This window comes from Pseudomonas sp. B329 (assembly GCF_023127835.1).
GTDB lineage: Bacteria > Pseudomonadota > Gammaproteobacteria > Pseudomonadales > Pseudomonadaceae > Aquipseudomonas > Aquipseudomonas synxantha_A.
Map to the genome: position 1 here is coordinate 143,296 of NZ_SPKP01000003.1, position 25,433 is coordinate 168,728.

The 25,433-nt window shown below is 58.5% G+C and carries 25 protein-coding genes and 1 pseudogene; 10 read left to right on the forward strand and 16 right to left on the reverse strand.

Annotated elements, in window-relative coordinates:
• Positions 1–19: 19 nt before the first annotated feature.
• The 3 genes from E4P00_RS01270 (at position 20) to E4P00_RS01280 (ending at position 3,039) form a co-directional block, all read left to right on the forward strand.
• Positions 20–586: a phosphoribosylanthranilate isomerase gene (locus E4P00_RS01270; RefSeq protein ID WP_248130525.1), complete on the forward strand. Its 567-nt coding sequence runs from the start codon at positions 20–22 to the stop codon at positions 584–586.
• Positions 587–660: 74 nt separating this feature from the next.
• Positions 661–1,719, forward strand: a complete 1,059-nt coding sequence (trpD, locus tag E4P00_RS01275) for an anthranilate phosphoribosyltransferase (protein ID WP_282443152.1) — start codon at positions 661–663, stop codon at positions 1,717–1,719.
• A gap of 27 nt (positions 1,720–1,746) precedes the next feature.
• A complete protein-coding gene (locus tag E4P00_RS01280; RefSeq protein WP_248130526.1) occupies positions 1,747–3,039 on the forward strand; it encodes a nucleotide sugar dehydrogenase in 1,293 nt (430 codons plus the stop codon).
• 300 nt (positions 3,040–3,339) lie between these two features.
• Here E4P00_RS01280 and E4P00_RS01285 read toward each other — a convergent pair whose 3' ends face one another.
• From E4P00_RS01285 to E4P00_RS01295, 3 genes and pseudogenes are all read right to left on the reverse strand, one after another.
• A complete protein-coding gene (locus E4P00_RS01285) occupies positions 3,340–4,608 on the reverse strand; it encodes an integrase arm-type DNA-binding domain-containing protein (protein WP_248130527.1) in 1,269 nt (422 codons plus the stop codon).
• Positions 4,609–4,881: 273 nt separating this feature from the next.
• A pseudogene (locus E4P00_RS01290) lies at positions 4,882–5,175 on the reverse strand (type II toxin-antitoxin system RelE/ParE family toxin).
• Entirely contained in the window at positions 5,165–5,404 is a 240-nt protein-coding gene (locus E4P00_RS01295; protein ID WP_014717442.1) for a type II toxin-antitoxin system RelB/DinJ family antitoxin, read from the reverse strand. The pseudogene E4P00_RS01290 and the gene E4P00_RS01295 overlap by 11 nt, the downstream one beginning before the upstream one ends.
• Before the next feature lie 651 nt (positions 5,405–6,055).
• Here E4P00_RS01295 and E4P00_RS01300 point away from each other — a divergent pair.
• On the forward strand, positions 6,056–6,310 hold the full coding sequence (locus tag E4P00_RS01300; RefSeq protein WP_248130528.1) for a DUF3077 domain-containing protein: 255 nt from the start codon (positions 6,056–6,058) through the stop codon (positions 6,308–6,310).
• Between the two features lie 74 nt (positions 6,311–6,384).
• Here E4P00_RS01300 and E4P00_RS01305 read toward each other — a convergent pair whose 3' ends face one another.
• The 4 genes from E4P00_RS01305 to E4P00_RS01320 all read right to left on the reverse strand — a co-directional run bounded on the left by E4P00_RS01305 (position 6,385) and on the right by E4P00_RS01320 (position 9,501).
• Positions 6,385–7,611 (reverse strand): MFS transporter, encoded by a 1,227-nt coding sequence (locus tag E4P00_RS01305; protein ID WP_248130529.1) that lies wholly within the window; start codon positions 7,609–7,611, stop codon positions 6,385–6,387.
• Between the two features lie 238 nt (positions 7,612–7,849).
• Positions 7,850–8,137, reverse strand: coding sequence for a NadS family protein (gene nadS, locus E4P00_RS01310; protein ID WP_003189536.1), 288 nt, complete (start codon positions 8,135–8,137; stop codon positions 7,850–7,852).
• 2 nt (positions 8,138–8,139) lie between these two features.
• Positions 8,140–8,454, reverse strand: coding sequence for a type II toxin-antitoxin system RelE/ParE family toxin (locus tag E4P00_RS01315; RefSeq protein ID WP_248130530.1), 315 nt, complete (start codon positions 8,452–8,454; stop codon positions 8,140–8,142).
• A gap of 105 nt (positions 8,455–8,559) precedes the next feature.
• Positions 8,560–9,501, reverse strand: coding sequence for a LysR family transcriptional regulator (locus tag E4P00_RS01320; RefSeq protein ID WP_248130531.1), 942 nt, complete (start codon positions 9,499–9,501; stop codon positions 8,560–8,562).
• Between the two features lie 157 nt (positions 9,502–9,658).
• On the opposite strand from E4P00_RS01320, the gene E4P00_RS01325 reads away from it, so the two are divergent.
• The 3 genes from E4P00_RS01325 to E4P00_RS01335 all read left to right on the forward strand — a co-directional run bounded on the left by E4P00_RS01325 (position 9,659) and on the right by E4P00_RS01335 (position 13,391).
• Positions 9,659–10,975: an MFS transporter gene (locus E4P00_RS01325; RefSeq protein ID WP_103733515.1), complete on the forward strand. Its 1,317-nt coding sequence runs from the start codon at positions 9,659–9,661 to the stop codon at positions 10,973–10,975.
• Positions 10,976–10,986: 11 nt separating this feature from the next.
• Positions 10,987–12,219 (forward strand): Zn-dependent hydrolase, encoded by a 1,233-nt coding sequence (locus tag E4P00_RS01330; RefSeq protein WP_248130532.1) that lies wholly within the window; start codon positions 10,987–10,989, stop codon positions 12,217–12,219.
• A 134-nt stretch (positions 12,220–12,353) separates the two neighbouring features.
• Positions 12,354–13,391: a histone deacetylase family protein gene (locus E4P00_RS01335; RefSeq protein ID WP_248130533.1), complete on the forward strand. Its 1,038-nt coding sequence runs from the start codon at positions 12,354–12,356 to the stop codon at positions 13,389–13,391.
• An 18-nt stretch (positions 13,392–13,409) separates the two neighbouring features.
• Here E4P00_RS01335 and E4P00_RS01340 read toward each other — a convergent pair whose 3' ends face one another.
• Positions 13,410–13,763 (reverse strand): type II toxin-antitoxin system RelE/ParE family toxin, encoded by a 354-nt coding sequence (locus E4P00_RS01340; protein WP_248130534.1) that lies wholly within the window; start codon positions 13,761–13,763, stop codon positions 13,410–13,412.
• On the reverse strand, positions 13,760–14,164 hold the full coding sequence (locus E4P00_RS01345; RefSeq protein WP_248130535.1) for a type II toxin-antitoxin system ParD family antitoxin: 405 nt from the start codon (positions 14,162–14,164) through the stop codon (positions 13,760–13,762). The genes E4P00_RS01340 and E4P00_RS01345 overlap by 4 nt, the downstream gene beginning before the upstream one ends.
• A 210-nt stretch (positions 14,165–14,374) precedes the next feature.
• Between E4P00_RS01345 and E4P00_RS01350 the strand changes: the two genes are divergently transcribed.
• Positions 14,375–15,277 carry a LysR family transcriptional regulator gene (locus E4P00_RS01350; RefSeq protein WP_248130536.1) on the forward strand — a complete coding sequence of 301 codons (903 nt, stop codon included), beginning with the start codon at positions 14,375–14,377 and terminating at the stop codon, positions 15,275–15,277.
• Here the strand turns inward: E4P00_RS01350 and E4P00_RS01355 are convergent.
• The gene (locus tag E4P00_RS01355; protein WP_078820596.1) at positions 15,269–16,027 is read right to left on the reverse strand and encodes a substrate-binding domain-containing protein; all 759 of its coding nucleotides are present in this window, start codon (positions 16,025–16,027) and stop codon (positions 15,269–15,271) included. The genes E4P00_RS01350 and E4P00_RS01355 overlap by 9 nt on opposite strands.
• Positions 16,024–17,331, reverse strand: a complete 1,308-nt coding sequence (locus E4P00_RS01360) for an MFS transporter (protein WP_032877256.1) — start codon at positions 17,329–17,331, stop codon at positions 16,024–16,026. Before E4P00_RS01360 ends, E4P00_RS01355 begins: the two co-directional genes overlap by 4 nt.
• Before the next feature lie 532 nt (positions 17,332–17,863).
• Here E4P00_RS01360 and E4P00_RS01365 point away from each other — a divergent pair.
• Positions 17,864–18,784, forward strand: coding sequence for a LysR substrate-binding domain-containing protein (locus E4P00_RS01365; RefSeq protein WP_032877255.1), 921 nt, complete (start codon positions 17,864–17,866; stop codon positions 18,782–18,784).
• Between the two features lie 28 nt (positions 18,785–18,812).
• On the opposite strand, the gene E4P00_RS01370 is transcribed toward E4P00_RS01365, so the two are convergent.
• From E4P00_RS01370 to E4P00_RS01380, 3 genes are all read right to left on the reverse strand, one after another.
• On the reverse strand, positions 18,813–19,754 hold the full coding sequence (locus tag E4P00_RS01370; protein WP_032877254.1) for a LysR family transcriptional regulator: 942 nt from the start codon (positions 19,752–19,754) through the stop codon (positions 18,813–18,815).
• A gap of 137 nt (positions 19,755–19,891) precedes the next feature.
• Complete coding sequence (locus tag E4P00_RS01375) at positions 19,892–21,079, reverse strand: cyanate transporter (RefSeq protein ID WP_103733519.1); 1,188 nt, start codon at positions 21,077–21,079, stop codon at positions 19,892–19,894.
• Positions 21,080–21,210: 131 nt separating this feature from the next.
• The gene (locus E4P00_RS01380) at positions 21,211–22,848 is read right to left on the reverse strand and encodes a 5-guanidino-2-oxopentanoate decarboxylase (RefSeq protein WP_248130537.1); all 1,638 of its coding nucleotides are present in this window, start codon (positions 22,846–22,848) and stop codon (positions 21,211–21,213) included.
• Between the two features lie 111 nt (positions 22,849–22,959).
• Here E4P00_RS01380 and E4P00_RS01385 point away from each other — a divergent pair, with 111 nt between their 5' ends.
• Positions 22,960–23,829 carry a LysR substrate-binding domain-containing protein gene (locus tag E4P00_RS01385; protein ID WP_032877251.1) on the forward strand — a complete coding sequence of 290 codons (870 nt, stop codon included), beginning with the start codon at positions 22,960–22,962 and terminating at the stop codon, positions 23,827–23,829.
• 38 nt (positions 23,830–23,867) lie between these two features.
• Here the strand turns inward: E4P00_RS01385 and E4P00_RS01390 are convergent, their stop codons facing one another.
• Positions 23,868–24,482, reverse strand: coding sequence for an NAD(P)-dependent oxidoreductase (locus E4P00_RS01390; protein WP_216090891.1), 615 nt, complete (start codon positions 24,480–24,482; stop codon positions 23,868–23,870).
• Between the two features lie 34 nt (positions 24,483–24,516).
• Entirely contained in the window at positions 24,517–25,383 is an 867-nt protein-coding gene (locus E4P00_RS01395; protein WP_216090892.1) for an MBL fold metallo-hydrolase, read from the reverse strand.
• Positions 25,384–25,433 lie beyond the last annotated feature (50 nt).

Sequence of the window (25,433 nt, forward strand, 5' to 3'; positions counted from 1 at the left end):
CTTGATCAAAGTGTGTGGTGTGCGTTCGCTTGAGGATGTCCAGGCGTGCCTGGAGGCGGGCGCGGACATGATTGGCTTGGTGATGGTCCCGGGATCGAAGCGTCAGCTTCTTGAGCACCAAGCCCTGATTTTACGCGAGCGCATTGCTGCTGATGCCCAAGTGGTGGGCGTGTTTATGGATCAACCCTGGCATGAAGTCCGCCGGTTGAGCGAGGTCCTTGCTCTGGACCATATCCAGTTGCACGGCAGTGAGCACGGCCAACAGTGGGAGCAGTTGGGCCGTTGCACGATTCGGCGGATCCAGCCCGCGTGCTATCGCATCGGTTGCCAGTCACCCACGGTAATACCGCTGGTGGATGCCGGCGCCGGTGACGGGGTGGCTTTCGATTGGCCTGCATGGGCGACGTACCCCGACGCTCTGATTGCTGGTGGCCTGACGATGGAGGGCGTGGGGGCGTTGATCAAACGGTTGAGACCGCGGGGAGTTGACGTTTCATCCGGTGTCGAGGAGCCGCCGGGTATTAAGTCTGCCCGGTTGATTCATGGTTTTTGCCGCAACGCGAGGGCGGCCTTTCAACAGCTTTAGTGTTCCAGATAGTTAGATAAAAACATGCATATCGGGGCGTCTGCAACTGCAGGACGCGGCTCCCGGCTGCGCGAATGCTAACGCGTGTGAGGGATTGGAAAGTGCCAGAGAATGTTCAGCTAGTTGTATCCAGGCTTATTGAAGGGCTGCCCGTTTGCCAAGAGAAAATGCAATGTGCGTTTAGAACTATGATGCGTGGAGAGTTGCCTGACTCGCTCGTGGCGGCCCTTTTGGTGAGATTGCCTACCCAGCACTTGACCGCCGCTGAGTTAACAGCCACGACTCGAGTAGTGCGTGAGTTTCTTATTCCAGTAAACGCCAAGTGTGCTCAGCCACCAATTGATTTGTGCGGTACCGGTGGCGATTCACAAGGGACTTTTAATGTTTCTACTACCGCCAGTTTTGTGGCCGCAGCTGCAGGCTGTTATGTGGCCAAGCATGGCAACCGCAGCGTTAGTTCAAGTTGTGGCAGCGCTGATTTGCTGGAGGCTGTGGGCATCAATCTGACTCTGACTCCCGAGCAAATAGCCTTGTGCCTTGAACAAGTGGGCATGGGTTTTATGTTTACCCCATTACACCGTCCCGCATTGCCCGGCCTTAACAAGGTGCGCAAGGAACTTGCAGTTCGGACGGTATTTAACGCGATGGGACCGCTAACGAACCCGGCGGGCGCGAAAGTCCAACTGGTGGGCGTATTCGGCCGAGAACTGGTCCCGGTGATGGCCCAAACACTGCGGGCGCTGGACAGCGAGCGCGCACTGGTGGTTCACGGCGAAGACGGGCTGGACGAGATCTCGCTTTCCGGCCCTACCTTCGTCGCCGAACTGCGCTCTGGCCAGATCCGTGAGTACACCCTGCATCCCCATGACCTAGGCCTCGACACTGCTCCATTGGATGCTATTCGGGTGCGCAGTGCCGAGCATGCCAAGGCCATATTTATGGGAGTGCTGCATAACGAAGCGGGGCCTCCCAGGGACATTGTCATGCTCAACAGCGCTGCGGCGCTTTACCTGGCCGGAAAGGTTGAGACGCTCGTCGAAGGGGTGCATATGGCCGCAGAAACATTGAAGACCGGTAAAGCCCTGGGCAAATACGAATCGCTGGTGGCCTACACACAAAGCTTTTTATGCTGAACGATGCGACCACTTAAGGGAAGAGCTATGAACAATACATTTGGAACCGTTGCTGTCGTGGGGCTGGGGTATGTTGGGTTACCGCTGGCGGTCGAGTTTGGCAAACACTTGCCTACCATTGGCTTTGATATTTCGACTACCGCTATTGAACAGTACCGGGATGCAATCGATCCCAGTGGGGAGCTGACCTCTCAGCAATTGCAGGCAGCGACTCACCTGTCTTATACCCACTTGCCCGAAAGCTTGCGCCAGGCGGATATAATCATTGTGGCCGTGCCGACGCCAGTGGATGTGGCGCACCAGCCGGATCTTTCGCCTTTACTCAAGGCGACAGAATGTGTGGGCCGGCATATGCGGCGCGGGGCGTTGGTCATCTTTGAGTCGACGGTGTACCCGGGAGCAACGGAGGAGCAATGCATACCGGTGCTGGAACAACATTCGGGACTGATCTGGAAGCGCGATTTCAACGTGGGCTATTCACCAGAGCGAATAAATCCAGGAGACCGAACCCATACATTGACCCGAGTGATCAAGGTTGTGTCTGGCGACTGCAGCGACTCGCTTGATTGTGTGGCGTGCCTTTATGAGTTGATTGTAGAACCAGGCGTCCACCGAGCACCCTCGATTAAGGTGGCTGAAGCCGCCAAGGTAATCGAAAATACCCAGCGCGATCTGAACATTGCACTGATGAACGAGCTCTCGATTATTTTTTCCGGGCTAGCTATAGACACTTCCCAAGTACTGGCGGCTGCCAATACCAAATGGAACTTTCTTGACTTCAAACCAGGCCTTGTCGGCGGACATTGCATTGGCGTAGACCCCTACTACTTAACCTACAAGGCCGAGGCCAGCGGCTATCACCCCCAAATCATCCTTGCGGGGCGACGGATTAATGACGGCATGGGGAAGTGGATAGCCGAAAAAATCATAAAGATGCTGATCGCCTCTGGTCGTACGATCAAAGGGGCCACCGTCAATATGTTGGGAGTGACCTTCAAGGAAAACTGCAGTGATGTCAGGAACTCCAAGGTGATCGACATCGTGCAAGAGCTTGTATCCTATGGTGTTACAGTGCATATCCACGACCCGGTGGCAGACCCGAACAAAGTACAGCGAGAGTACGGTTTGTCCTTAACGTGCTGGGAACAATTGCCTCAGGCCGACGCACTGGTGGTTGCAGTTCCTCATGAGGAGTTCAAGACCCAATACCTGAATCAAATGAGTCTGAAACTATTGCCGCGAGGCTGCGTAGTCGATGTTAAATCGGTGCTTGATCGACAGCAGTTCATTGATAGCGGCTACAGCTTTTGGCGTCTTTGATCAACTGGCTCATGTCAAAGTATCGACAGGTTTTGCGAATGTGTCGTTTTCGGCCGGAGACCTAGCAGCCACGATGCACTGCTTGCATTGACGGCCCTTTTTAAAAGAGTTGAAGTTAGGGTAGAAATCTTTAATGCCAGTCATTAGGGCCTTCAAAGAACGCGGCCAATTTCGAAAAAATGGGCCAAATACCTAGGGGATCGCTGATTAATTCGACTTTTCGCCCCCGAAGTACGCGGGAGCCCTTGATTTATCAGGGGATGTCTGCGCGTTTTCTGAATTAATTAGCGCCTCCCTAAGCTATATTTTATTTAGCAGTGCTTGTCCCCTCGTATTGAGAGTCACAAAGTCAGCCCAATCAGCCATCAATACACGGCGTTTTTCCAATAAGTCACTTCGCCAATAGGCCGCCTCAGCACCGCTGGCGACAACGTGAGCCAAAGCCATCTCGCAGACTTCACGCGCATGTGGTGTACATTCAGCAGCCCAGTCCCTGAATGTGCTGCGAAACCCGTGAGCAGTAATGACTTTGTCATTGCTATCACGCCAGCCCTTGCCACCATCTTCCTGGTCCTTTTGGTCCATGCGACGCAAAGTCATTAACATGGCCATATTACTAATGGGGCGACCTTTACGAGCCCCTGGAAACAGCAACGAACTACCTTTGATCCGTGGGAGAGCTTCGAGCAGTGCGATGAGCGCGTCCGATAACGGCACGGTATGAATTTTTCCCGCTTTCATTCGCACCGCTGGAATCGTCCATAGCTTGGTTTTTAAATCAACCTCACTCCAGTCGGCTTCAAGAACCTCGCTGGTTCGGCACGCAGTGAGGATCGTCATTTTGAGTGCGTAGGCGGATTGACCTTCGACACTTTCGAGCGCCGGCATGAAACGAGCCAATTCCGAGTAGGGTAATGCAGGGTGGTTTTGGGTACGTTTAGCCTTGGAACTCGGTGGTAACAGCTTGTCTAGGTGTCCACGCCAGCGCGCTGGGTTTTCACCGTCTCGCAGACCACGCGCTTTGGCGGCATCGAGCACTAGTTCGATTCTGTTGCGAACCCGGCTAGCTGTTTCGGCTTTGCTGCCCCAGATGGGTTTTAGAATTTCGAGGATGTGCTCGGTGGTGATCTGGTTGGTGGCGAGGTCACCGATGACGGGAGCGGCGTAGGTAGCTAGTGTGTTCGTCCATTGTTGGGCATGTTTGACGTTTTTCCAGCCAGCACGATGAGCCTCTATGTAATCGTCTGACACGTCCCGGAACGTGATGGATTTGTTTTTACGTTGCAGCTCGGCAGCCACCTGTGCCGCTCGTTCATCGTCACGAGCCTGTAAGGGGTCAACACCATCGCGCAGTAAACGGCGCTTATCGCTGCTGTTTTGTCGAGCCTCTTTAAGCCCTATTGCAGGATAGGTGCCCATGCCCATTTCCCTACGCTTTCCGGAGAGCTGGAAGCGCAGTACCCAATACTTCTTCCCATTGGGCTTGATTAGGAGACGTAGGCCATCTCCGTCTTCGTAGGTGCCAGGGGTCGTCAGATTTTCAATTTGCTTAGCGGTTAGCTTTCCCATGGGAATAATCCTTTATCAGCTTTGTTCCCCCATCTGTCCCCCCACAAAGGCTAGGAAGGTGACGAATGCTGGTGGATATCTTGAGACGATAATAGGCTTACACCCCCTTTGAAATAAAGGGCTGTAGAGTTTTATCGGTTGTTGGTGGATTTTGATTAGGCGGACTATCTCTCCGCCATTACATAGAGAAAGCCCCGTAGCTGAATAAGCTGCGGGGCTTTTTCGTTTCCAGCCTTTATCTACGACTGCTTCAGTGATTTTTTCCAGTCCTGCCTAGCGCTGATCAAGGCGCTCTGACGCTTTGCGATAAGCCTGATCTCGTTCACGTTTATCAATAGCGACCACGAACACGGTAACTTCCTGATCTATCACTTGATAGACCAGCCTTTACCCGCTACTACGCAGTTTGATCTTGTAGCAGTCAGGCAGGCCATGTAGGCGGTTAGCCTCAATACGTGGGTTGTTCAGGATTTCCATCAGCTCCTTCTTGAGTTGCTGACGGAGGGTGTCGCCGAGTTTCTGCCATTCCTTCAATGCACGCGCATCAAAATCAAGGCTATAGGTCATCCAAAGAAACCCTCACGCGTTGAGGCGACGCAAGGCGCTCACGTACGGTCGCCATCAAGGCTTCATCCTCTTCAGTCATGAGGACAGGCTTAAATGGCAACTGGCCGCGTTCGGCAACATATTGCAACGCCTGACGTATCAGTTCGGAAGGGGTGACACCGAGTTTCTCCAACTCAAGGTAGGCGCGAGCTTTCAGGTCGTCATCGATACGGATGTTGATAGATGCCAAGGGATAGCTCCTTGTGTAATGACGTTGGTCATTACATTGGGGCAATCGGGTTTCATTGGCAAGTCTGTCTGGACATACGGCAGTCGCTCTCATCTGTTGATCCTACTTCTTGGCCGGCGGCTTTGCCGGGCGCTTTTTATCGGTTTCCTTCACCGTTTCCCTTGGTCTTTTCTTCGCCTCTTGCTCGGTTACGTATTCACCTGTGACCGCATCGCGATATCTCGTTGGCATATCAGCATCCTTGACAGTATGTCGCCACGGCGGCGACTTTTTGAGACTAGCTCGCAGGCTTATGCACACAAGGTTCCCGGTGGGGATTCTGGTTACCAAGCTTTTCCGAAACAGGTGCTTACGTTGTGCAGGTTTGGCAGTTTTCGAGCAGGGTTGCGTTGACTGGGGTAGGGCGCTAATCTTCCGCCGTCGTCCTCATGGCGACCGGTTTTGACAGGCCGAATAACGTGCGATCTCTGTGCATCCCCAAACTGGTTCCAGGCGTCTGTCTGTGCCCATTTGTTATGGCGGCTGTGCGTGGGGCATCTTCGGGTGCGCCGGGTTTCCACGTTTCCGGTCTGTCAACCCGCGTACAGCTGCCACCCAATCCTGTTTGACAGCAGGGAGTGGTAGCTTCTTTTCATAACGTGGAGTTACATCATGAAGAAGAGCACCGCTGATTCTACCGAAGGGCAAGCACGCAAAATCTTTTGCGTAGCCGATGATGTCCGCACCGAAGAAGCCCTCACCAACGCCACCGAAATCCTCTCATCCGCCCTTCAAACCGCCTACCAATGCGCCGAAGATCCAGACAGCACGCAGTCGCCCGTGATCATGGCCCTGGCTCAATTGATCGAAAACGCGCAAATACTGGTGGATGCCGTCCTCGAGCGTGATTTCCCCACGGCCAAATAAATACCTGCTCCCTGAAACGAAAAAAAGCCTGCTGAACTCAATGCTCAGCAGGCTTTTTTGCGCATACAACCCGGTCAGGCAGGCTGTGCCACCAGGTTATTACTGACCTTGCGTCCCAACACCAGCACGGTCGCAAACCCGAACCACACCAACACCGTGGCCAGGCTCAACAACACCGAGCTGCCCAGCTGGTCGACGATGCGCCCGCCAAAGAACGAACCCAGGGCGATGATGACCTGAAACAGCGCCACAAACAGTGGCATGCCGCGCTCTACATCCTTGGGTGCCACTACAAACATCCAGATACTGGCGCAGGCTGGGAAGGCGCCGAAGGCGAAACCCCAGAGTGCGATCAGCATCGAGGCGCCGGAAAGGCCGGTGGCGAAGTAGGGGAACAGTGCTGTGCTGGTGCCAATCATCAGTGCAACCAGCAGCAGGGTGTGACGCACACTGCGGTTAGCGGCGAAACCGGCAAAAACATTGCCCATTACCCCGGCTACGCCATAGAGCAGCAGCAATGAACCAATTGTCGGGCCGTCAAAGCCGGAACTGTGTTTGAAAAACGGTGCGACATAGGTATATGCGGCAAAGTGCGCCAGGCCGATCAGCAGCACGGCGATCAACCCGACCCGTGCTTGTGGGTTGATAAACAAAGCCGGCAGGTCACGGATCTCAATGGCCTTTTCCGGGGTCAGTCGCGGTAGCAGGAAGATCTGCGCCAGCAGCACCGGAATGCCCACCAACGCCGTGACGAGGAAGGTCATGCGCCAGCCCATCAGGCCGCTGAGCCAGGTACCCACAGGCACGCCCAGTACGGTGGCGAGCGTTACGCCCATCATGATGATCGAGGTGGCTTTCGCAACCCCAACGCCTTTGGGCGCCAGCCGCCCGCTGAGGGCAATGGCCGTGGCCCAGAAGCCGCCGATGCTGATGCCGAGCAATACACGGCCGAACAGCAGCAGGCTGAAATCGGTGGCGAAGGCCACCACCGAGTTGGCGATGATCATCACCAGTGTCAGGCCAATCAGCAGATAGCGACGGTCCATGGCGCCAATGCTGACCGACAGAAACGGCGCGGCGAGGGCGGCCATGATGCCGGGCAATGTGACCATCAATCCGGCGTGACCGGCACTGATGCCCAGGTCGCTGGCAACGTCGTTGAGTACGCCCACCGGCAGGAATTCACTGGTCACCAGGGCGAAGGCACCCACGGCGACTGAAAGAATCGCCAGCCACTGCTGTTTGACGCTTTGTTGATTATGTTCGGGAAGCCCGCTAGGGGCCTGGCTCGCGCTTGGCATGGGATTGGGTTCCGGGAGGATGTCGCCTGAAGCCAGGCGGGGAGGGAATTTGGAGCGATTATAGGAATCAGTGGCGGCAATCGTTCAGGCGCTCGTTTCGATAGTAATCATCAGTGGTATCGATGTGAGATTTTAAAGAGCCTTAAATCTGCCGTACAAACGAAAAAGCCCGTCGCTGAGTCAGCTCCGAGCTTTTCCGGTTATGACGATGTTTAAGGCGCAGCAGTGGAGTCTTATTTTAGCTAGCCAACGCATTCAGTACATGGACTGGGTCATTATGGATAGCTTTCAACAATGCCTTTGCTGGTCCGGTAGGTTCACGACGACCCTGCTCCCAGTTACGTAATGTGCCAAGTTGCACATCAATCAGCGCTGCGAATTTAGCCTGGGTCAGCCCTGTCGCCTTACGGATCTCTTTGACTCGCATTGAATCAACATGGAATTCACGAGAAGGTTCGCGTTCTCCGCGCAGGATCTCGTTCATCTCTTGAACGCTTTCCATCAATTCATCAAAAAATCTGCTCATAGCTATCTCCAGTGCTCAATCGCAGCCTTCAGTGACTTGCGCTCGTCGGCAGTCAAGTCCTGCTGTTCATTTTTGGGATAGATCATCAGTAGAACAATCTGTGATGCCGAGACGAAGTGGTAATAGATCACCCGCGCCCCGCCTCGTTTGCCATGGCCCTTGGCTGCTACTCGTATCTTGCGAACTCCACCCGTACCCTCGATTACATCGCTAGCAGAAGGGTTGACTACCAACACGTTCTGAAGAGCCGTGTAGGCATCCTCGTCGATCAATTCTTTAACGCGACGGGTGAAGACTGACGTCTCTATGAAAATCATCGCTAATGTACGCCATTGGCTTAGTTGACTGCAATCCTAGCCGTGCGTGCTTCGACGTGCATCCAGTGAGTTGTAACTGCTTTTTGACACGCAGGATGTGGCCAATTATACGTCGGCCAACCGCCCCATAAGACACTCAATAAACACCCCCTCCGCCCGACTCATCTTCTGCTCGCGATTCCACAACAGGTGAATATCCACATCCGCAATCCCCTCATCCGGCGGCAACCGCCACAGCAGCCCGTTTTTCACATCGTCCGCCACCACATGAGTCGGTAAGCAACCCAAACCAAACCCGGCAATCACCAAACGCCGCACTTCTTCCAGGCTGGAGGATGACGCCACGATCCGCCCACCGAAGCCTTGCTGATCACGGAAAATCGTCAGCGGCGAGAGCATCCCGCCAATCTGGTCGCTGGTAAAACTCACGAAGTTTTCCGACTGCAAATCCCCCTCGGCCAGGTTTGTGCGCCCGAACAATGGGTGATGTTTTCCGCAAAAGAACGCGTAGCGCTGACGCAGAAACAGGTGCTGTTCCAGGCGCGGCTGAGGCCGACGATTGAGGCTCAACCCCAGGGTCGCGGTTTTTTCCAGCAAGGCGGCGACGATGTCGGAGCTGCGCATCACTTCGACTTCCAGATCGACCCGCGGATGTTCGCGATGAAAGCTGGCGAGAAAGTCATCGAAAGTGTCGGAATTAATCCGGCTGATCATCAGCAAGCGCACTTTGCCGATCACTTCATCGCCGGGCTTTTGCAGGGCGTTGCTCATTTGCGAAACCTGGCCGTACATCTCGCCGGCAATCGCGAAAATCTGTTCACCTGCCTCGGTGAGCACGAAGCGCGGGCCACGGCGCAGGATGAGCTGGCAATCCAGCTGTTCCTCCAGGCGCTTGAGCGCCTGGCTGATGGCCGGCTGCGTCAGGTGCAGGCGGGCGGCAGCGCGGCTGATGCTCAGTTCCTGGCCGATCACGCGGAAGGTGCGCAGCAGGTTCCAGTCCAGGCGGTCGTTGAGCAGGGGGTGAATATCGCGGCGGGATTCGGCCATGGTGTCGCTCGATAATAAGCAGTATTTATAATCAAGATAATAAATAGAAAATTGACTAATCATAGCCCCAGGCTGAAAAATCGGGCTCAACAAGCGCCATCAGAGCGCACCGGTTCGACCATCTCCTGCCAAAAAAATAACCAAAGGAGCCAGCCCCATGAAGCCTTCCGCTTCGCCGCAGCCTCGCCGTGCCGCGGCCGCCGCTTTTATCGGCACCATGATCGAGTGGTACGACTTTTACATCTATGCCACCGCTGCGGCGCTGGTGTTCGGTCAGTTGTTCTTCCCCTCCGACGATAAATTGTTCAGCACCATGGCTGCGTTCGGCACCTTCGCCGTGGGCTTCTTTGCGCGGCCGTTGGGCGGCATCGTGTTTGGCCATATCGGCGACCGCATCGGCCGCAAGAAATCCCTGGTGATTACCCTCGTGATGATGGGCGTGGTCACGGTATGCATCGGCCTGTTGCCGACCTATGCGCAGATCGGCGCCGCGGCACCGGTGCTGCTGATACTGCTGCGAGTGGTGCAAGGCATTGCGGTCGGCGGTGAGTGGGGCGGGGCGGTGTTGATGGCCGGAGAACATGCGCCAAAGGGGCGGCGTAACTTCTTTGCATCCTTCGCGCAATTGGGCAGCCCGGCCGGTTTGATTCTTTCCCTGCTGGCGTTCAGTGCGGTGACCCGCTTACCGGAAGAAGACCTGCTCAGTTGGGGCTGGCGCCTGCCGTTCCTGGCCAGTGCCTTGTTGTTGGTTGTCGGCCTGGCGATCCGCCTGGGTGTGAACGAGTCGCCGGAGTTCCTCGAAGACAAGGCCCAGGCGGAAAAAGCTCGGGCGATCAAGAAGGACCAAGCCCCCGTGCTGGAAGTGCTGAAGACCGCATGGCGTCCACTGTTGTTGTGCATTGGCGCCAACACATTGGGGATTGCCGGCGTGTATTTCACCAACACCTTCATGATTGCCTACAGCACTCAGCAACTGAACCTGCCGCGCTCGCTGATTCTGGAATGCCTGTTCTTCGTCGCCATTATCCAGTTCTGCGTTCAGCCACTGGCCGCCTGGGTGGCAGAGAAGGTCGGCGCTACACGGTTCCTGTGCGCCATGTGCGTACTGGCAATGGCGTCGCCGTACCCCATGTTTGTGCTGGTCAGCAGCGGCCAGGCGCCCTTGATCATCCTCGGCATTGCCCTGGCGGTGGTGTGCATGGCGTCGTTCTATGCCGTCATCGCAGGCTTTGTCAGCGGCCTGTTTGAAACCCGTGTGCGCTACACCGCGATCTCTCTGGCTTACCAGGTATGCGGCGCATTGGCCGGCGGCCTGACACCGTTGATCGGCACCTGGCTGGCCCATCAATACCTGGGCCAATGGTGGCCGATGGCAGTGTTTTACAGCGTGATCGCGGCGGTCTCGTTGGTGTGCGTCCTGGCCTTGTCCCGCCGCCACGCCACGGCTCACCGCCTGGAAATGGCACACAGTTGAGGAAGTCAGCAATGTTGAAGATCAATGGCGAGCGCCTGTGGCATAGCTTGATGGCCATGGCCGAGATCGGCGCGACTGCACGCGGTGGCAGCTGCCGCCTGGCGTTGAGCGCCGAAGACAAGGCCGGTCGCGAGCTGTTCAGCCACTGGTGTACAGCGGCTGGCCTGACGTTGAGCGTGGATGCCATCGGCAATCTGTTCGCCCGTCGTGCGGGTACCGACAATGAGGCCGCGCCGGTGATGATCGGCAGCCATCTCGATACCCAGCCCGAAGGCGGGCGCTTCGATGGCGTGTACGGTGTATTGGCTGGCCTGGAAGTGATCCGCAGCCTCGATGACCACGGTATCCAGACGCGCAAACCCCTGGAAATTGCGGTGTGGACCAACGAAGAAGGCGCGCGTTTCACCCCGGCGATGCTGGGCTCGGCGGTCTTCACCGGCGCCCTCGCGCTGGACAAGGCGCTGGCGACCACCGACGGTGATGGCGTCAGCGTGGCCGAGGCGTTGCGCACCACCGGTTATAACGGCGAGCGTGCATTGGGTGGGGCAGTGGATGCGTATTTCGAAGCGCATATCGAGCAAGGCCCGATCCTGGAAGACAACGCCAACAGTATCGGCGTGGTGACCGGCGGCCAGGCGATTCGCTGGCTCGACGTGCGGGTCGAAGGCATGGCTGCCCATGCTGGCACCACGCCGATGGCGCTGCGCAAAGACGCGTTGTATGGCGCCGCAAAAATGATCCAGGCCCTGGAAAACCTCGCTGCCGATTTTGCCCCATATGGCCTGACCACCGTAGGTGAGTTGAGCATCGCCAAGTCGTCGCGCAACACTATTCCCGGTGTGCTCGACTTCACTGTCGATCTGCGCCATCACCGCGACGCCGATATCGACGCCATGGAGCAGCAAGTGCGCGCACGCCTGCAGGCGATTGCCGACAACCGTGGCCTCAGCGTGACTATCACACCGCACTGGATCAGCCCGGCCACGCCGTTCGATGCTGAGTGCGTGGCCTGCGTACAAGCGTCGGTGGATGCTCTGGGCTACAGCCAGCAGACCATCATCAGCGGTGCCGGCCACGATGCTATCCACCTGGCGCGCTATTGCCCGACTGCGATGATCTTCATCCCCTGTGTCGGTGGCCTGAGCCACAACGAAGCCGAAGATGTCTTGCCTGAAGACGTGCGCCAGGGCACAGATGTATTGCTCAACGCCGTGTTGAAACGCGCCGGCCAGGTTCATTTCTAAAGGCTGACGCCGTGCCCATGTGGGAGCTGGCTTGCCTGCGATAGCGGTGAAGCAGGCAGTACATTGTGCTCTGACCGTGCGCAATCGCAGGCAAGCCAGCTCCCACAGATTCTGTGTTTATCCAGGAGCATCCTATGAATACGTTTTTCCATCCCGAACAACTGCTGCATCACCCACGCAGCTACTATTCTCGTGGCCAGATGCGCACGCCACAGGAGGTCCCCGAGCGTGCGCGCAACCTGCTGCTGGCTGCGCAAACCCTGGGCTTTGATATCCAGCAACCAAGCGACTACGGTATGGAACCGCTGCTCGCCGTGCATGGCGCGGCCTACCTGGGTTTTCTTCAAGAGGCTCACCAGCGCTGGAAGGAAATTCCTGAAGACTGGGGCGACGAAGTCATGTCCAACATCTTCGTACGCGAGCCCAATGCCCTGCGCGGCATTCTGGCCCAGGCGGCACGTTACCTGGCTGATGGCAGTTGCCCGATCGGTGAACTGACCTGGCGCTCGGCGTACTGGTCAGCCCAAAGCGCCGTCGCCGCTGCCCAGGCGATCCTCGATGGCGCACCAGCCGCCTACGCCTTGTGCCGACCACCGGGTCATCACGCCCGCTTCGATGCGGCGGGTGGTTTCTGTTACATCAATAATGCGGCGGTGGCTGCGCAAGCGTTACGCCAAGGCTTCCAGCGCGTCGCGGTGCTCGATACCGACATGCACCACGGCCAAGGCATCCAGGAGATTTTCTACCAGCGCGATGACGTGCTCTACACGTCGATCCATGGCGATCCCACCAACTTTTATCCCGGGGTGGCGGGCTTTGCCGAAGAAAAAGGCGATGGCCCAGGCTCAGGGTTCAACCTCAACCTGCCCATGCCCCACGGTGCCAGCGAAGCGCTGTTTTTCGAAAAGCTGGAACTGGCCCTGGCAGCGGTGAAGGACTTCTCGGCGGATGTGCTGGTGTTGTCACTGGGCTTCGATATTTACGAGTTGGACCCGCAAAGCAAGGTCGCGGTGACGCGGGAAGGCTTTGCGCGGCTGGGGCAGTGCATTCGAGGGCTGGGGTTGCCGTGCTTGATCGTGCAGGAAGGGGGTTATCACCTGGAGACGCTGGACAGTAACGCGCAGGCGTTTTTCAGTGCGCCAGCGGCGTGGGAGAAGCTATCAGTCGATTAAGCGCTAAAAGCCTGCCGATCAGTTTTCAGCAGGCTTTTCATCTATCAATGAGCAGCCGTTCCCCTCACCCTGGAACAGCGCCGTGTAGTTTTGCCCGCCATAAAATACCCCCACTATCGACACCGTTTCGCAATCAGGCCTCACCCTGAACGCGATGATGGTGCTGCGACGATAGTGCGTGATGCGCAAGCCTGTAAGCAGGTCGTCACGGCGCGTGCCACGCAAGGGGAACAGGGCGAGGCTTTCACAGTAGCTGACGAAATTGTCGATAAAGCGCGTCGCTGCCAAGGGGGAGCCGGCATCGCAGATGTAATCCTCAAGGGCATCGAGTTGCGTCAGGACTTCAGGCGAAAAAACCACCGAGTAGCTCACGCGTTCCCGATGCCTTTGCGCTGACGCCTGGTTGCCATATGCTCGCGAACCTGTTCTGCAGATAACCCGAGCTCAGGTTGTGCCTCAAGAGCGGTCGCTGCCGGGATGACTTCGTCCCTCAGCCAATCTTCCATGGCACGGTCACGTGCCAGCAGCACCCGCAATCCGTCGCGAATCACTTCGCTTTCGCTGGCATATTCGCCGGCAGCCACCTTGGCTTTGACCAGGGCCGCCATTTCAAGGGGCAAGGTGATGCTCATTTGCTGGGTTGAGCGCATTGGGATGTCCGCCAGAAGTGAGTAGGATTCAATCCTACTTGACCATTGGCGCGATGCAAGAAGCAACTGATCGATGCCGATCTCCGGCGTCTCGTCGTCCATCCAGAAGGGGTAGGTTTGCATAAGTTGCTGCGTCTCCAGTTGTGTGGGTCAGGCCGCAAGTATTGACCCGTTTTGGCGATCGCGTGGCCGCAGGTGGCCGATAAGCTGCTGAAATGTATGACTTGATATCTGTAACAGGATTATCTCGATATAGCCGCCCCGGCTCGCATGGCATCGCATCGGCTCCCATACGATAATGCTCGTCACCCCGACCACTTTGGCCCGCCTCCCGTGATCATCAATTTCGACCTCAACGACCTCCAAGCCTTCCGCGCCGTGGTAGACAAGGGCAGTTTCCGTGGCGCCGCCGAGGCCATCCGTATCTCGCAGCCGGCCCTCAGCCGACGCATCGAGAAGCTTGAATCCGCCCTGGATGTAAAGCTGTTCGAACGCACCACACGGCGGGTCAGTCTGACCATGGTCGGTCGTGCCTTCTTGCCCCAGGTGGAGCGAATGCTCGACGATCTCGACATCGCCTTGATGGGTATCAGCAACGTTGCGTCCACACGTATGGGCAACGTCACCATCGCCTGTGTGCCGTCTACCGCGTATTACTTCATGCCCCACGTGATCTCCGAATTCCACAAGCTGTATCCGAAGATTCGCCTGCGGGTGCTCGATGCCAGTGCTGGCGAAGTGAGCAATGCGGTGGCAAGCGGTGAAGCGGATTTCGGCGTGAGCTTCAGCGGTAGCCTGGCCGACGAGGTCGAGTTCGAGCTGTTGTTGCAGGAACGCTATGTACTCGCCTGTCGGCGTGACCATCCGTTGGCCATGCGTGAGAGCGTGACCTGGACCGAAGCCTATGAGTACGACTACATCAGCGTGGACAAAACCTCGGGCAACCGTTTCCTGCTCGACCAGGCGCTGCGTGGCGTGCGGGTGAAAAAGCCGAGTATCTGCGAGACCCACCACGTGACCACGATGATCGGGCTGGTGGAGGCGGGGCTGGGCGTGGCGATGGTGCCGTCGATTGCGATGCCGGCGTGCGAGCACCCGATTCTGGTGAGTGTGCCGCTGGTAGAGCCGCAGGTGATGCGCAATGTGGGCTTGATCAAGCGCCGCGGGCGGACATTGCCGCCCGCGGCGCTGGAGTTGGAACGATTGGTGCGGGAGATGCCGTTTCGGTCAGCGTGACACCGAGTCCAGGCCGGTGGATTGCACCGCCGGTTGAGCTTCGGGCGAGGCCATGAACTCCAGCAGCGCCTTGGCTTCGTCCGGGTGTTCGGCGTTGACCGGAATGCCCGCCGCAAAGCGTGTCACCGATTGCACGTTTTCCGGGATCTTGCCGACAAACGTCACACCCTTGACCGGCAACAATTCAGCCACCTGTTGCAAGCCCACTTCGTAGTCACCCTTGGCCACCTGCTCGCCCACCGGCACGCGTTCGATCATGGTGCCTTTGGCCGGCATACCGAGTTTCTTGAACAACTCTTTCTCGACGTACACACCGCTGGCGCTGTCCGAATACGCCACGGATTTGGCTTTGCTCAGCACGGCCTTGAGTTCGGCGTCGGTATTGATCGCAGGTTTTTGCGCGCCTTCCTTCACCACCAGGCCAATGCGCGAATCGGCCAGTTCCACGCGGGACGCGGGGTCGACCTTGCCTTGCTTGATCAGCTCATCCAGGGCGTAGCCGACCATGATCACCACGTCGGCGTGCTCGCCGCGGGCCAGGCGGTTGGGAATCGCTTCCGGCGCCTTGCCCATGGACGGGCCGAGAATGGTGTCGAGGGTGTCACCGCTTTGCTTGGCGTATTGCGGGCCAAGCAGTTTATAGGCGGCGGTGAAACCACCGGAGGTCATCACCTTGAGCTCTTCGGCCTGGGCCGTCAGCGCCAGGGCGCCGAGGACGACGGCAGTGAGGGATTTGAACAAAGGCTTCATTGCACCGCCTCCTGCATGACTTGGCCACGGGTATTGGCGTGGCGATACAACGCCAGGGTTGAACACAGCGCACACAGTGCGGCGAACATCATCCAATAGGCGGGAGATGCCTTGTCTTCAGTGATGTGGATGAACCAGGTGGAAATCGCCGGCGTGAAGCCACCGAAGACTGCAGTCGCCAGGCTGTAAGCCAGGGAGAAACCCGCCACGCGCACTTCCACCGGCATGATTTCGGTCAGCGCCGGGATCATTGCGCCGTTGTACAGGCCGTAGAGGAAGGAGAACCACAACAGGGTTTCCAGCATGTGCGCAAAGCTTGGCGCGTTGACCACGTAGGACAGCGCTGGATAAGCAGTGAGAACAGTCAGCACGGTCATGGCGATCAGTACCGGTTTGCGGCCGAAGCGATCACTGAGGATGCCGCCGATCGGCAGCCAGAAAAAGTTCGACACCGCCACCAGCAAGGTCACCAGCAGGGCATCGGAAGTGCTCAGTTGCAGTACGGTCTTGCCGAAGGTCGGTGCGTACACAGTGATCAGGTAGAACGCGGTGGTGGTCATGGCCACCATCAACATGCCGCCGATGACTACGGTCCAGTTCTTCACCAGGGTCGCCATCACTTCACGCATGGTCGGGCGATGCTTGCGGTTGGCAAACTCTTCGGTTTCCTGCAGGTTGCGACGCAGCACAAAGATAAACGGAATGATCACGCAACCTACGGCAAATGGAATACGCCAGCCCCAATCGGCCACCACTGCCGGTTCCATCCACACGTTCAAGCCATAGCCCAGCGCTGCGGCGACCACGATGGAGATCTGCTGGCTGCCCGACTGCCAGCTGGTGTAGAACCCTTTGCGGCCCGGCGTAGCCATTTCAGACAGGTAAACCGAGACACCGCCCAATTCCGCACCGGCCGAGAAACCTTGCAGCAGGCGGCCCAGCAGCACCAGCAGCGGCGCCCATAGGCCAATGGTGTGATAACTGGGCACCAGCACGATCAACAGCGTGCCGCTGGCCATGATCGACAACGTCACGATCAAGCCTTTGCGACGGCCCACGTCATCGATATAGGCACCCAGAATTATTGCGCCCAGTGGTCGCATCAGGAAGCCCGCGCCGAACACGGCGAAGGTCATCATTAATGACGCAAACTCATTAGCGGCGGGGAAGAACGCGGCAGCGATATAGGTTGCGTAGAAACCGAACAGAAAGAAATCGAACTGTTCGAGGAAGTTGCCCGAAGTAACGCGCAATACAGCGCCTACTTTCGAGCTGGCAGGGGCGGGCCGGGAAGGGCTAGTCATGATTTTGTGTCTCCAGCGTTCTTTTTAAAGTGCTTGTTTCGCTTAAGACTGGGGATAGTGGCTGACACATTTAGAAATGATAAGTGACAAATATGGATGCATTGATGTGTTTTGGCTATCAGTCAAAAGGGCCATCCGATTTTTCAGACCTGTTCTATGCTTGAGCTTGTGTCCAATTCTTACGGATGGGAGGTGGCTATGGGCAACGAACACCAGCAGCACAGTGAGCCAGAACGTGAACATCCTCGGCGGCGGCCAGAGGAAGAAAAGCCGCAAACCTGGAAGCACCCAGACGACGGCACGGAGCTTTCCGAACGGGACCAGGAGCGCCCGCTGAAACCCTGACTTCAAGGTAAACACAATCTAGCTGTGGGAGTGGGATAGGCCGTTCCCACAGTTGTTCTGTGAGGCTTACATAACCCTCAAGCGCTGATTTATAGTCCCCAAACCGCCTGATGAACAGCGCGCACATAGACGCAGCCCCGTGGCCTTTCTAAACTGCGGCTTGTCTTGGGGAAAGGGGCGGGCGCCGATGAATCGCAATGAACTACGCAAGGCCGACATCAACCTGATGGTGGTCTTCGAAGCGTTGATGCTTGAGCGCAATGTGACGCGGGTGGCGGAGAAGCTGTTTCTCGGCCAGCCCACCATCAGTTCGGCCCTCAACCGCCTGCGCACCCTGTTCAACGACCCGTTGTTCATTCGTGTCGGCCATCGCATGGAGCCCACGGCCCGTGCCGAGGAAATCATCCAGCACCTGTCGCCGGCCCTGGATTCCTTGTCATCGGCCCTGAGCCTGACCCATGACTTTGATCCGTCCATCAGTACCATGACCTTTCGCATCGGCCTGTCCGATGACGTCGAGTTCGGCCTGCTGCCACCGTTGCTGCGTGCCTTGCGCCAGGAGGCGCCGCAGGTGGTGTTCGTGGTGCAGCACGTGGATTACTGGCGTATTCCCGACTTGCTGGCGTCGGGCGATATCACCGTCGGCATCACCCAGACCCGCGGCCTGCCGGCAAATGCCAAGCGCAAGCTGTTGCGGCATATCCGCCCCTGCCTGCTGCGCGCCGATGCCTCGGACACGCCGCTGACCCTCGATGAATATTGCGCACGGCCCCATGTGCTGGTGTCCCACACTGCCAACGTGGCCGGGTTTGCCGATGAGTGGCTGGCGGAGGTGGGCCGCAAGCGCCATGTGGTGCTGTCGGTGCCGCAATACAGTTCGCTGCCGGCGTTGCTCGCCGGCACCGACATGATCGCCAGCCTGCCGGATTACACTGCCCAAGCCATGGCCGCCGGCGGCAATTTGTACTGCGAGCCGTTTCCCTTCCAGACCCCGACCCTGGATTTGTCGATGGTCTGGCTCAGCCACGTCGACACCGACCCGGCGGAGCGCTGGATGCGTTCGCGACTGGAGGCGTTCATGAGTGACAAGCTCCCGGCTCCAAGCTAAAAGCAACTGTAGAGACTGCTTGGCGCCTTCAACTTGCCGCTTGCAGCTGTTCCTCACACACCCTCACCACTTGCTCACGAAACCAGCTATTGGCGCTGTCTTGCCCATTGGTTTCCTTCCAGTGCATATCCAGGGTGAACCCCGGCAAACCGTTGGGTGCTTCGCACACACCGAACCCCGGTGCCGGCGCCAGCAACTTTTGCACGCGACGCGGCAGGGTGACGATGAAGTCGGTGCCGGTAATCATCTTCAACGCTGCGCTGTAGCTATTGGCCCGCGCGATCACCTGGCGCTTGCGCGCCTGACGTGCGAGCCAGCCGTCGATCATGTTGGTGTCGGAGGACCATGGCGTGGGGAATATGTGACGCCGCTCGACGAAAGATTGCAGGCTGAACGCCGGCTCCCTGGGCGCCGAGCGCTGGTCGAACACGCAAACCAGGTCATCCTCCAGCAGCATCTGGGTCTTGAAGTCTTTATGGGTGCGATGAAAGTGTGGGCCGAAGCAGATCACCAGGTCGAGGCGGCCTTCACGCAGGTCATCGACGGGAATGTCGGTTTCCAGCTTCTGCACATTGACGATCACCGGCAGGTCGGCATGGTCGAAGTGCTTCAACAGCCGTGGCAGGATCAGTTGCTCGAAGTATTCCGGGGCGCACACATTGAAGGTCACCGCCTGTTGGGTCGGGTCAAAGGCCTGGCCACCGGCGTGACACAGGTTGATGCTTTCCAGGATCTTCTGCACATGCCCGTACATGGTGGTGGCCTTGTACGTCGGACGCATACCGGCCCGTGTGTTGATAAACAGCTCATCCTCAAAGCTGGTGCGCAACTTCTTCAGGCTGTAGCTCACCGTGGACTGGCTGACGAACAGCGTTTCGGACACATCAGTAACGCTGCTCTGGTCGTAGACGGCGATAAACACCATCAAATCCTGCATATCGAGCTTTCTGAGCGAGTTACTGTTTAGCATCGGTTTCGTCCGTAAACCCTTTGTACCGAACTCAGTACAAGACTGGGCAAAATGTTAACGGAACGCTCGTACCAATAGAAAGCTCTGTAGGACTCGTCAATGTTTCGTGTGGGACAAATACTGTTTGTAATACGACGTCAGCGGATATGTCGTACGTAATGCCGGGGGTTGAAGCGCAGGACCATCAGCAGCATCACCACAGTCACCGCGGTCAGCGACCACCAGGCTCCTTCAAAGCTGCCCAATTGATCGCGGATCACTCCGGCAATCAAGGGCGACACGCCGGCAATCAGGTAACCGATGCCCTGTACAAATGCGGTAAGGCTACCGGCGCGCCGTGGGTTGTCGAGATGGTCGAGGGACACAATCAGGCTCATGGGAAACAACCCGCCGATACCCAGGCCGAGCAGGCAAGGCCATAGCAGGCTCCAGTGTTGCGGGCTGAGGATCAGGCCGCAGAACCCGAGGATGATCAGCACCAGCAGCACCGCGATCACGCCGCGTTTATCCTGGCGTCGGTTGGCGATGGCCGGAGTGACCAGGCCGGAGATCACCTCCATGGCGGTCAGCAAGCCCAGCAGCAAGCCGGCATTCTGTTCGCTCCAGCCCTGTTCGACGTAGTACGGCGCCAGCCACGCCAATACACAGGTATAGGACGCCGTGCCCAGGCCAAAAAAGATCGCCAGCAACCAGGCGCGGCGATTGCTGAAAAATGATTCCCGAATGCTCGATTCTGCTTGAGGCAAGGGTGGCAGAGCCGAACGCTGGGCATACCAGAACACCAGCGCCAACAGCGCCAGTACCGCCCAGATCGCCAGGCCGATGCGCCAACTGCCAGTGCGCACTTGCACCAAGGGTGAGAGTGATGCCGCCAGCGCAGCGCCGCCCATGATCGCAGTCACATACAGGCCCATGAACAGCGAAACGTCAGCGCTGAATCGCGACTTGATCAGCGTCGGCATCAACGCCTGAATCAGCGCGATGCCGACCCCTGCGGCAATCGCGCTGACGATCAGCTCCAGCGCCGAATCCAGCAACAGCCGCGATAAGGTCGCCAGCCCAATCACCAGCAGCGACAGCATAATGCTGCGATGTTCGCCCAGGCGCTTGGCCAGGCCCATGCCAACAAACATCGCCAGGCCCATGGCCATGACCGGCAACATGGTCAGTAACGCGGCGCTGCTGAAACTCAACGGCACATCCACGCGAATCGACGATAACAACGGCCCCACAGCCGCCATTGACGGTCGCAGGTTAAGGGCGACCAGCACCACGCTGATCATCAGCCATACGGCGGTGGTGGGTTTTGCGTGAACGTTTTCCATGGGCCTGCCTTGTTCGAACAAGGGCGAATCAGGCCATGCAGGGGCAAGTGGGGCAAATCAGAAAGTCGCTGGGGCTATCTAAAAATTGCGGATAACTGACAGATCGCCCCTCTCACAGGGGAAAACCAGAGTCACATAGAGCGAGTTCCAGGCTTGGTCGACTCCCACCGCCCTTGGTCGATTTCAATCAGCGTCGGCCCCTGGCGATCAGCTGCGGCGCGCAGTGCCGAGCGCAGATGCTCGATGCCTTCGATGCTCTCTGCCGCGCAGCCCAGGGCCTTGGCCACGCCAATAAAGTCCGGGGTGTAAATGTCCACACCCACAGGCTCGATGGCCCGATTGAGCATGTATTTCTTGATCTCCTCATAGCCCTGGTTATTCCACAACAGCACGATCACCGGTGTGCGGGCTTCCACGGCGCTGGCCAGTTCCGGCAGGGTGAATTGCAGGCCACCGTCGCCGATCAGGCACACCACCGGTTGTTCATCGCCGCGCGCCAGCCAGGCGCCGATGGCGGCGGGCAGGGCATAGCCCAGGGTGCCGTAGCCGGTGGATGAATTGAACCAGTGACGTGGTCGGTCGAGGTTCAGGGTCAGGTTGGCGCTGTACACCGGTTGGGTGGAGTCGCCCACCAGCACGGCGCCGGGCAGTGCTTCCAGGACGGTGTTGAGAAGCCGCGTGTGTGCACGGGTGGCAGCGTCCCAAGTGGGCTCCAGCTCGGCCCACAAACGTGCGACGCGAACTGCGCCCCAATCGGTATTGCGCGGCGCCAGTGACTGGCGGTCCAGTTCGGTGAGCAGCGCCCGGGCGGCGATTTTCGCGTCGGCCACCAGAGCCACCTCGGGTGGGTAGTTGCGTACGGTCTGATCCGGGTCGATATCAATGCGCAGCAACGTACCGGGAATCTTGAAGCCGCCAGCGAAGGTCACGTCGTAATCGGTTTCCGCCAGTTCCGTGCCGATGGCCAGTACCACATCGGCCTCGGCGACCAGGGCGCGGGTGGCCGCCAGGGTCTGGGTCGAGCCGATCAACAACGAGTGTGCGGCAGGCAGCAGGCCTTTGGCATTGATGGTCAGGGCCACGGGCGCGCCGAGGGTTTCGGCCAGGCGGGTCAACTCGGGCGCCGCATCGATGGCGCCGCCACCGGCCAGAATCAGCGGGCGTTGGGCGGTGGCGAGCAAGCGGCTCATGTGCTCGATCGCCGCCGGTGCCGCTCCGGCGCGGGCCACGCTGACCGGCTGGCTGCCCAGCAGAGCGTCGGCATTCTCCACCAGCACATCCAACGGAATCTCGATATGCACCGGGCGCGGCCGCCCGGCCTGAAACAGTGCAAACGCCCGTGCCAGCACGCCGGGCAACTCGTGGGCCGACATCAAGGTATGGGAAAACGCCGCCACGCCGGCCACCAGTGCGCTCTGATTCGGCAACTCATGCAACTTGCCACGCCCGCCGCCCAACTGGCTGCGCGCCTGCACACTGGAAATCACCAGCATCGGGATCGAATCGGCATAGGCCTGGCCCATGGCCGTGGTGATATTGGTCATGCCCGGGCCGGTAATGATGAAACACACACCAGGCTTGCCGCAGGTGCGCGCGTAGCCGTCGGCCATAAACCCGGCGCCCTGTTCGTGGCGCGGGGTGACGTGACGGATGCCGGAGCGCGCCAAACCACGGTACAGCTCCACGGTATGCACACCGGGGATGCCGAACACATGATCGACACCGTAGCCTTTCAGGAGGTGGACCAATACTTCGCCGCAGGTTGCCATGCCGGTCGCTCTTGTTATGGATTGAAGGCGCTATTGGACCGGCTGGCCGGTAGCGGCAACAATCGATAAAAAGTCATACTCGCCATGTCCTCACGTCATGGCTGCGCCCTAATGAAACGCCTTCCACCGTTGCCCGCATTGCACACCTTCTGGGTCACGGCCCAATGCTGCAACTTCACCCGCGCCGCCGAGCAACTGCACATCACCCAGGGGGCGGTGAGCCGCCAGATCGCGGGGTTGGAACGGCATTTGGGCTATGGGTTGTTTGTGCGCCAGGCGCGGGGCTTGAGCCTGACCGAGGAAGGTCGCGAGTGGGCGCTGCGGGTGCAGCAGGTGTTCGGCGTGATCGGTGAGGCCGTGGAGCAAATCGGCAGTCGCCGCGAGGTTTTGCAGCTCAAGGCGTCCACCTGTGTGATGCGCTGGCTACTGCCACGCGTGCTGCAATGGCAAAGGGAGCGCCCGGATGTACCGGTGGAACTGACCACCACCGTGGCCTACACCGTGGATTTTCGTCGCGAGCCATTTGATGCGGCGGTGATCTATGCGCCCATCGCCGAGCAGTCCGAGCAGGCTCGGCATTTGTTCGATGAACAACTCACACCGGTCTGTGCGCCGGCCTTGCTGGACAACTTGCACACGCCAGCGGATCTGCAACACCAGGTGCTGCTGCACCCCACGCGGGATCAGCGGGATTGGGCATTGTGGTTAAAAGCGGCGGGTACGCGCCTGAGCAGTCTGAGCCAGGGGCATCATTTCGAAACGCTGGACCTGGCGATGACGGTGGCGGCACAAGGCTCGGGCGTGGCGATCGGTGATCGTGCGCTGATTGGCGAGGACCTGAAGGCGGGGCGCCTGGTGATGCCGTTTGAACTGCGGGTGCCGACAGGCATGGGCTACTTCCTGGTGTATCCGCCGCAGACAGTGCCTTCTGCCGGGTTGTTGGCCCTGATGGATTGGCTGACCAGCCAGGCACAAATGTAGGAGGGGTTTGCCCCCTCCCACATTTTTACCGCGTGGTGTCAGTAGCCAACGGTGAAGCGCTTACGCGAGTGCTTGGGTGTTTCAACCTCGTCGATCATGGCGATGGCGTAGTCGGCAAAGCTGATCGAGCTGTTACCGTCACTGCTCACCAACAGGTCATCCTGGCCCAGGCGGAATTTGCCGGTGCGCTCGGTCCCGTCGAACAGCGCCGATGGCGAGAGGAACGTCCAATCCAATTCCGTTTCCTGGCGCAGCGTTTTCAGGAAATCAGCCCCGGCACTGGCTTCGGCCTTGTACTCCGCAGGGAAACCCGGGCTATCGATGACGCGACTGCCGTCCGGTAGCAGCAACGAGCCTGCACCACCCACCACCAGCAGGCGTTTGACCCCGGCCTTTTTCACCGGGCCGATCACGGCGCTGGCGGGCAAGGTGGCAAAGTGCGCGGCGCTGATCACCACATCGCTGCCGCTGATAGCGTGTTGCAGGGCATCGGCGTCCAGGGCATCCACCTGCTTGACCGTGACGCCTGGGCGTACGCCCAGCTTGTCGGTGTTGCGAGCGATGGCGGTGACGGTATGCCCGCGGCGCAGGGCTTCTTCCAGCAGTTGGCTACCGGCACGGCCGGTGGCACCAATGATTGCGATTTTGCTCATGACGTTCTCCATCAGGGTTAGGGTTTAAAGCCGATCACCACTTCATTTCGCCCTTGGCGACTTTGGCGCTCAATTCCAGCGAGCTTTCGTCGGCGAGGGTGGGGTAACGCTGTTTCATGGCCGCAATCAGGGCGGCGGAATCCTTGGCCTTGGCGGTTTCGATGTCGAAGGCCTGGATGTAGTCGGCGGTGAATTTCACCGAGGCCAGCGATGGGGTGCCCAGGTAGTGACCAGGGATCACTGTTTTTGGCTTCAAGCCTTCAATACGCTCAAGGGTGCTCAACCAGTCTTTATGAGATTGCGCGCCCTGAGTGTCAGCCATCCACAGGTGAATGTTTTCGGCGACAACCACGCCACCGACTACAGCCTTGATCGACGGGATCCACACAAAGCTGCGATCCGGCTGCGGACCGTCCAGGCCGACCACTTCAAGCTGTTGCCCTTCAAGGGTCAGGCTGTGGCCTTGCAACACTTGCGGCACGATCGTTTTGGTCGGTTTGTCGGCGCCCATTTTCGGGCCCCAGAATGCCAGCTTGCCGGCGACGGTGGCGTTGATATGGTCGACCACCGGTTGTGGCGCCAGCACCTTGGCGTCGGGGAACGCGGCGGTCAGGGTGTCGAGGCCGAAGTAGTAGTCCGGGTCGCCATGGCTGATGTAGATGGTGGTCAGGTGCTTGCCGCTGGCGCGGATTTTCTGCACCAGTTGTTCGGCCTGGCCTTTGCCGAATTGGGCGTCCACCAGGATCGCGTCTTTGGCACCGCTGACCAGCACCGAGCTGACGGGGAAGATCGCCGCTTCGCCTGGGTTGTACACGTCCAGTTTCAGCTCAGCGGCTGCCGCGTGGGCGGCGAACGCCAGGGCGGCAGTGGCCAGGGTCAAGCGTTTGAAGGTCGAGAACATCGGGCAGCTCCTGCCATTGGTAAGGGGTGGGTAGAGCTTAGTTGCATAAA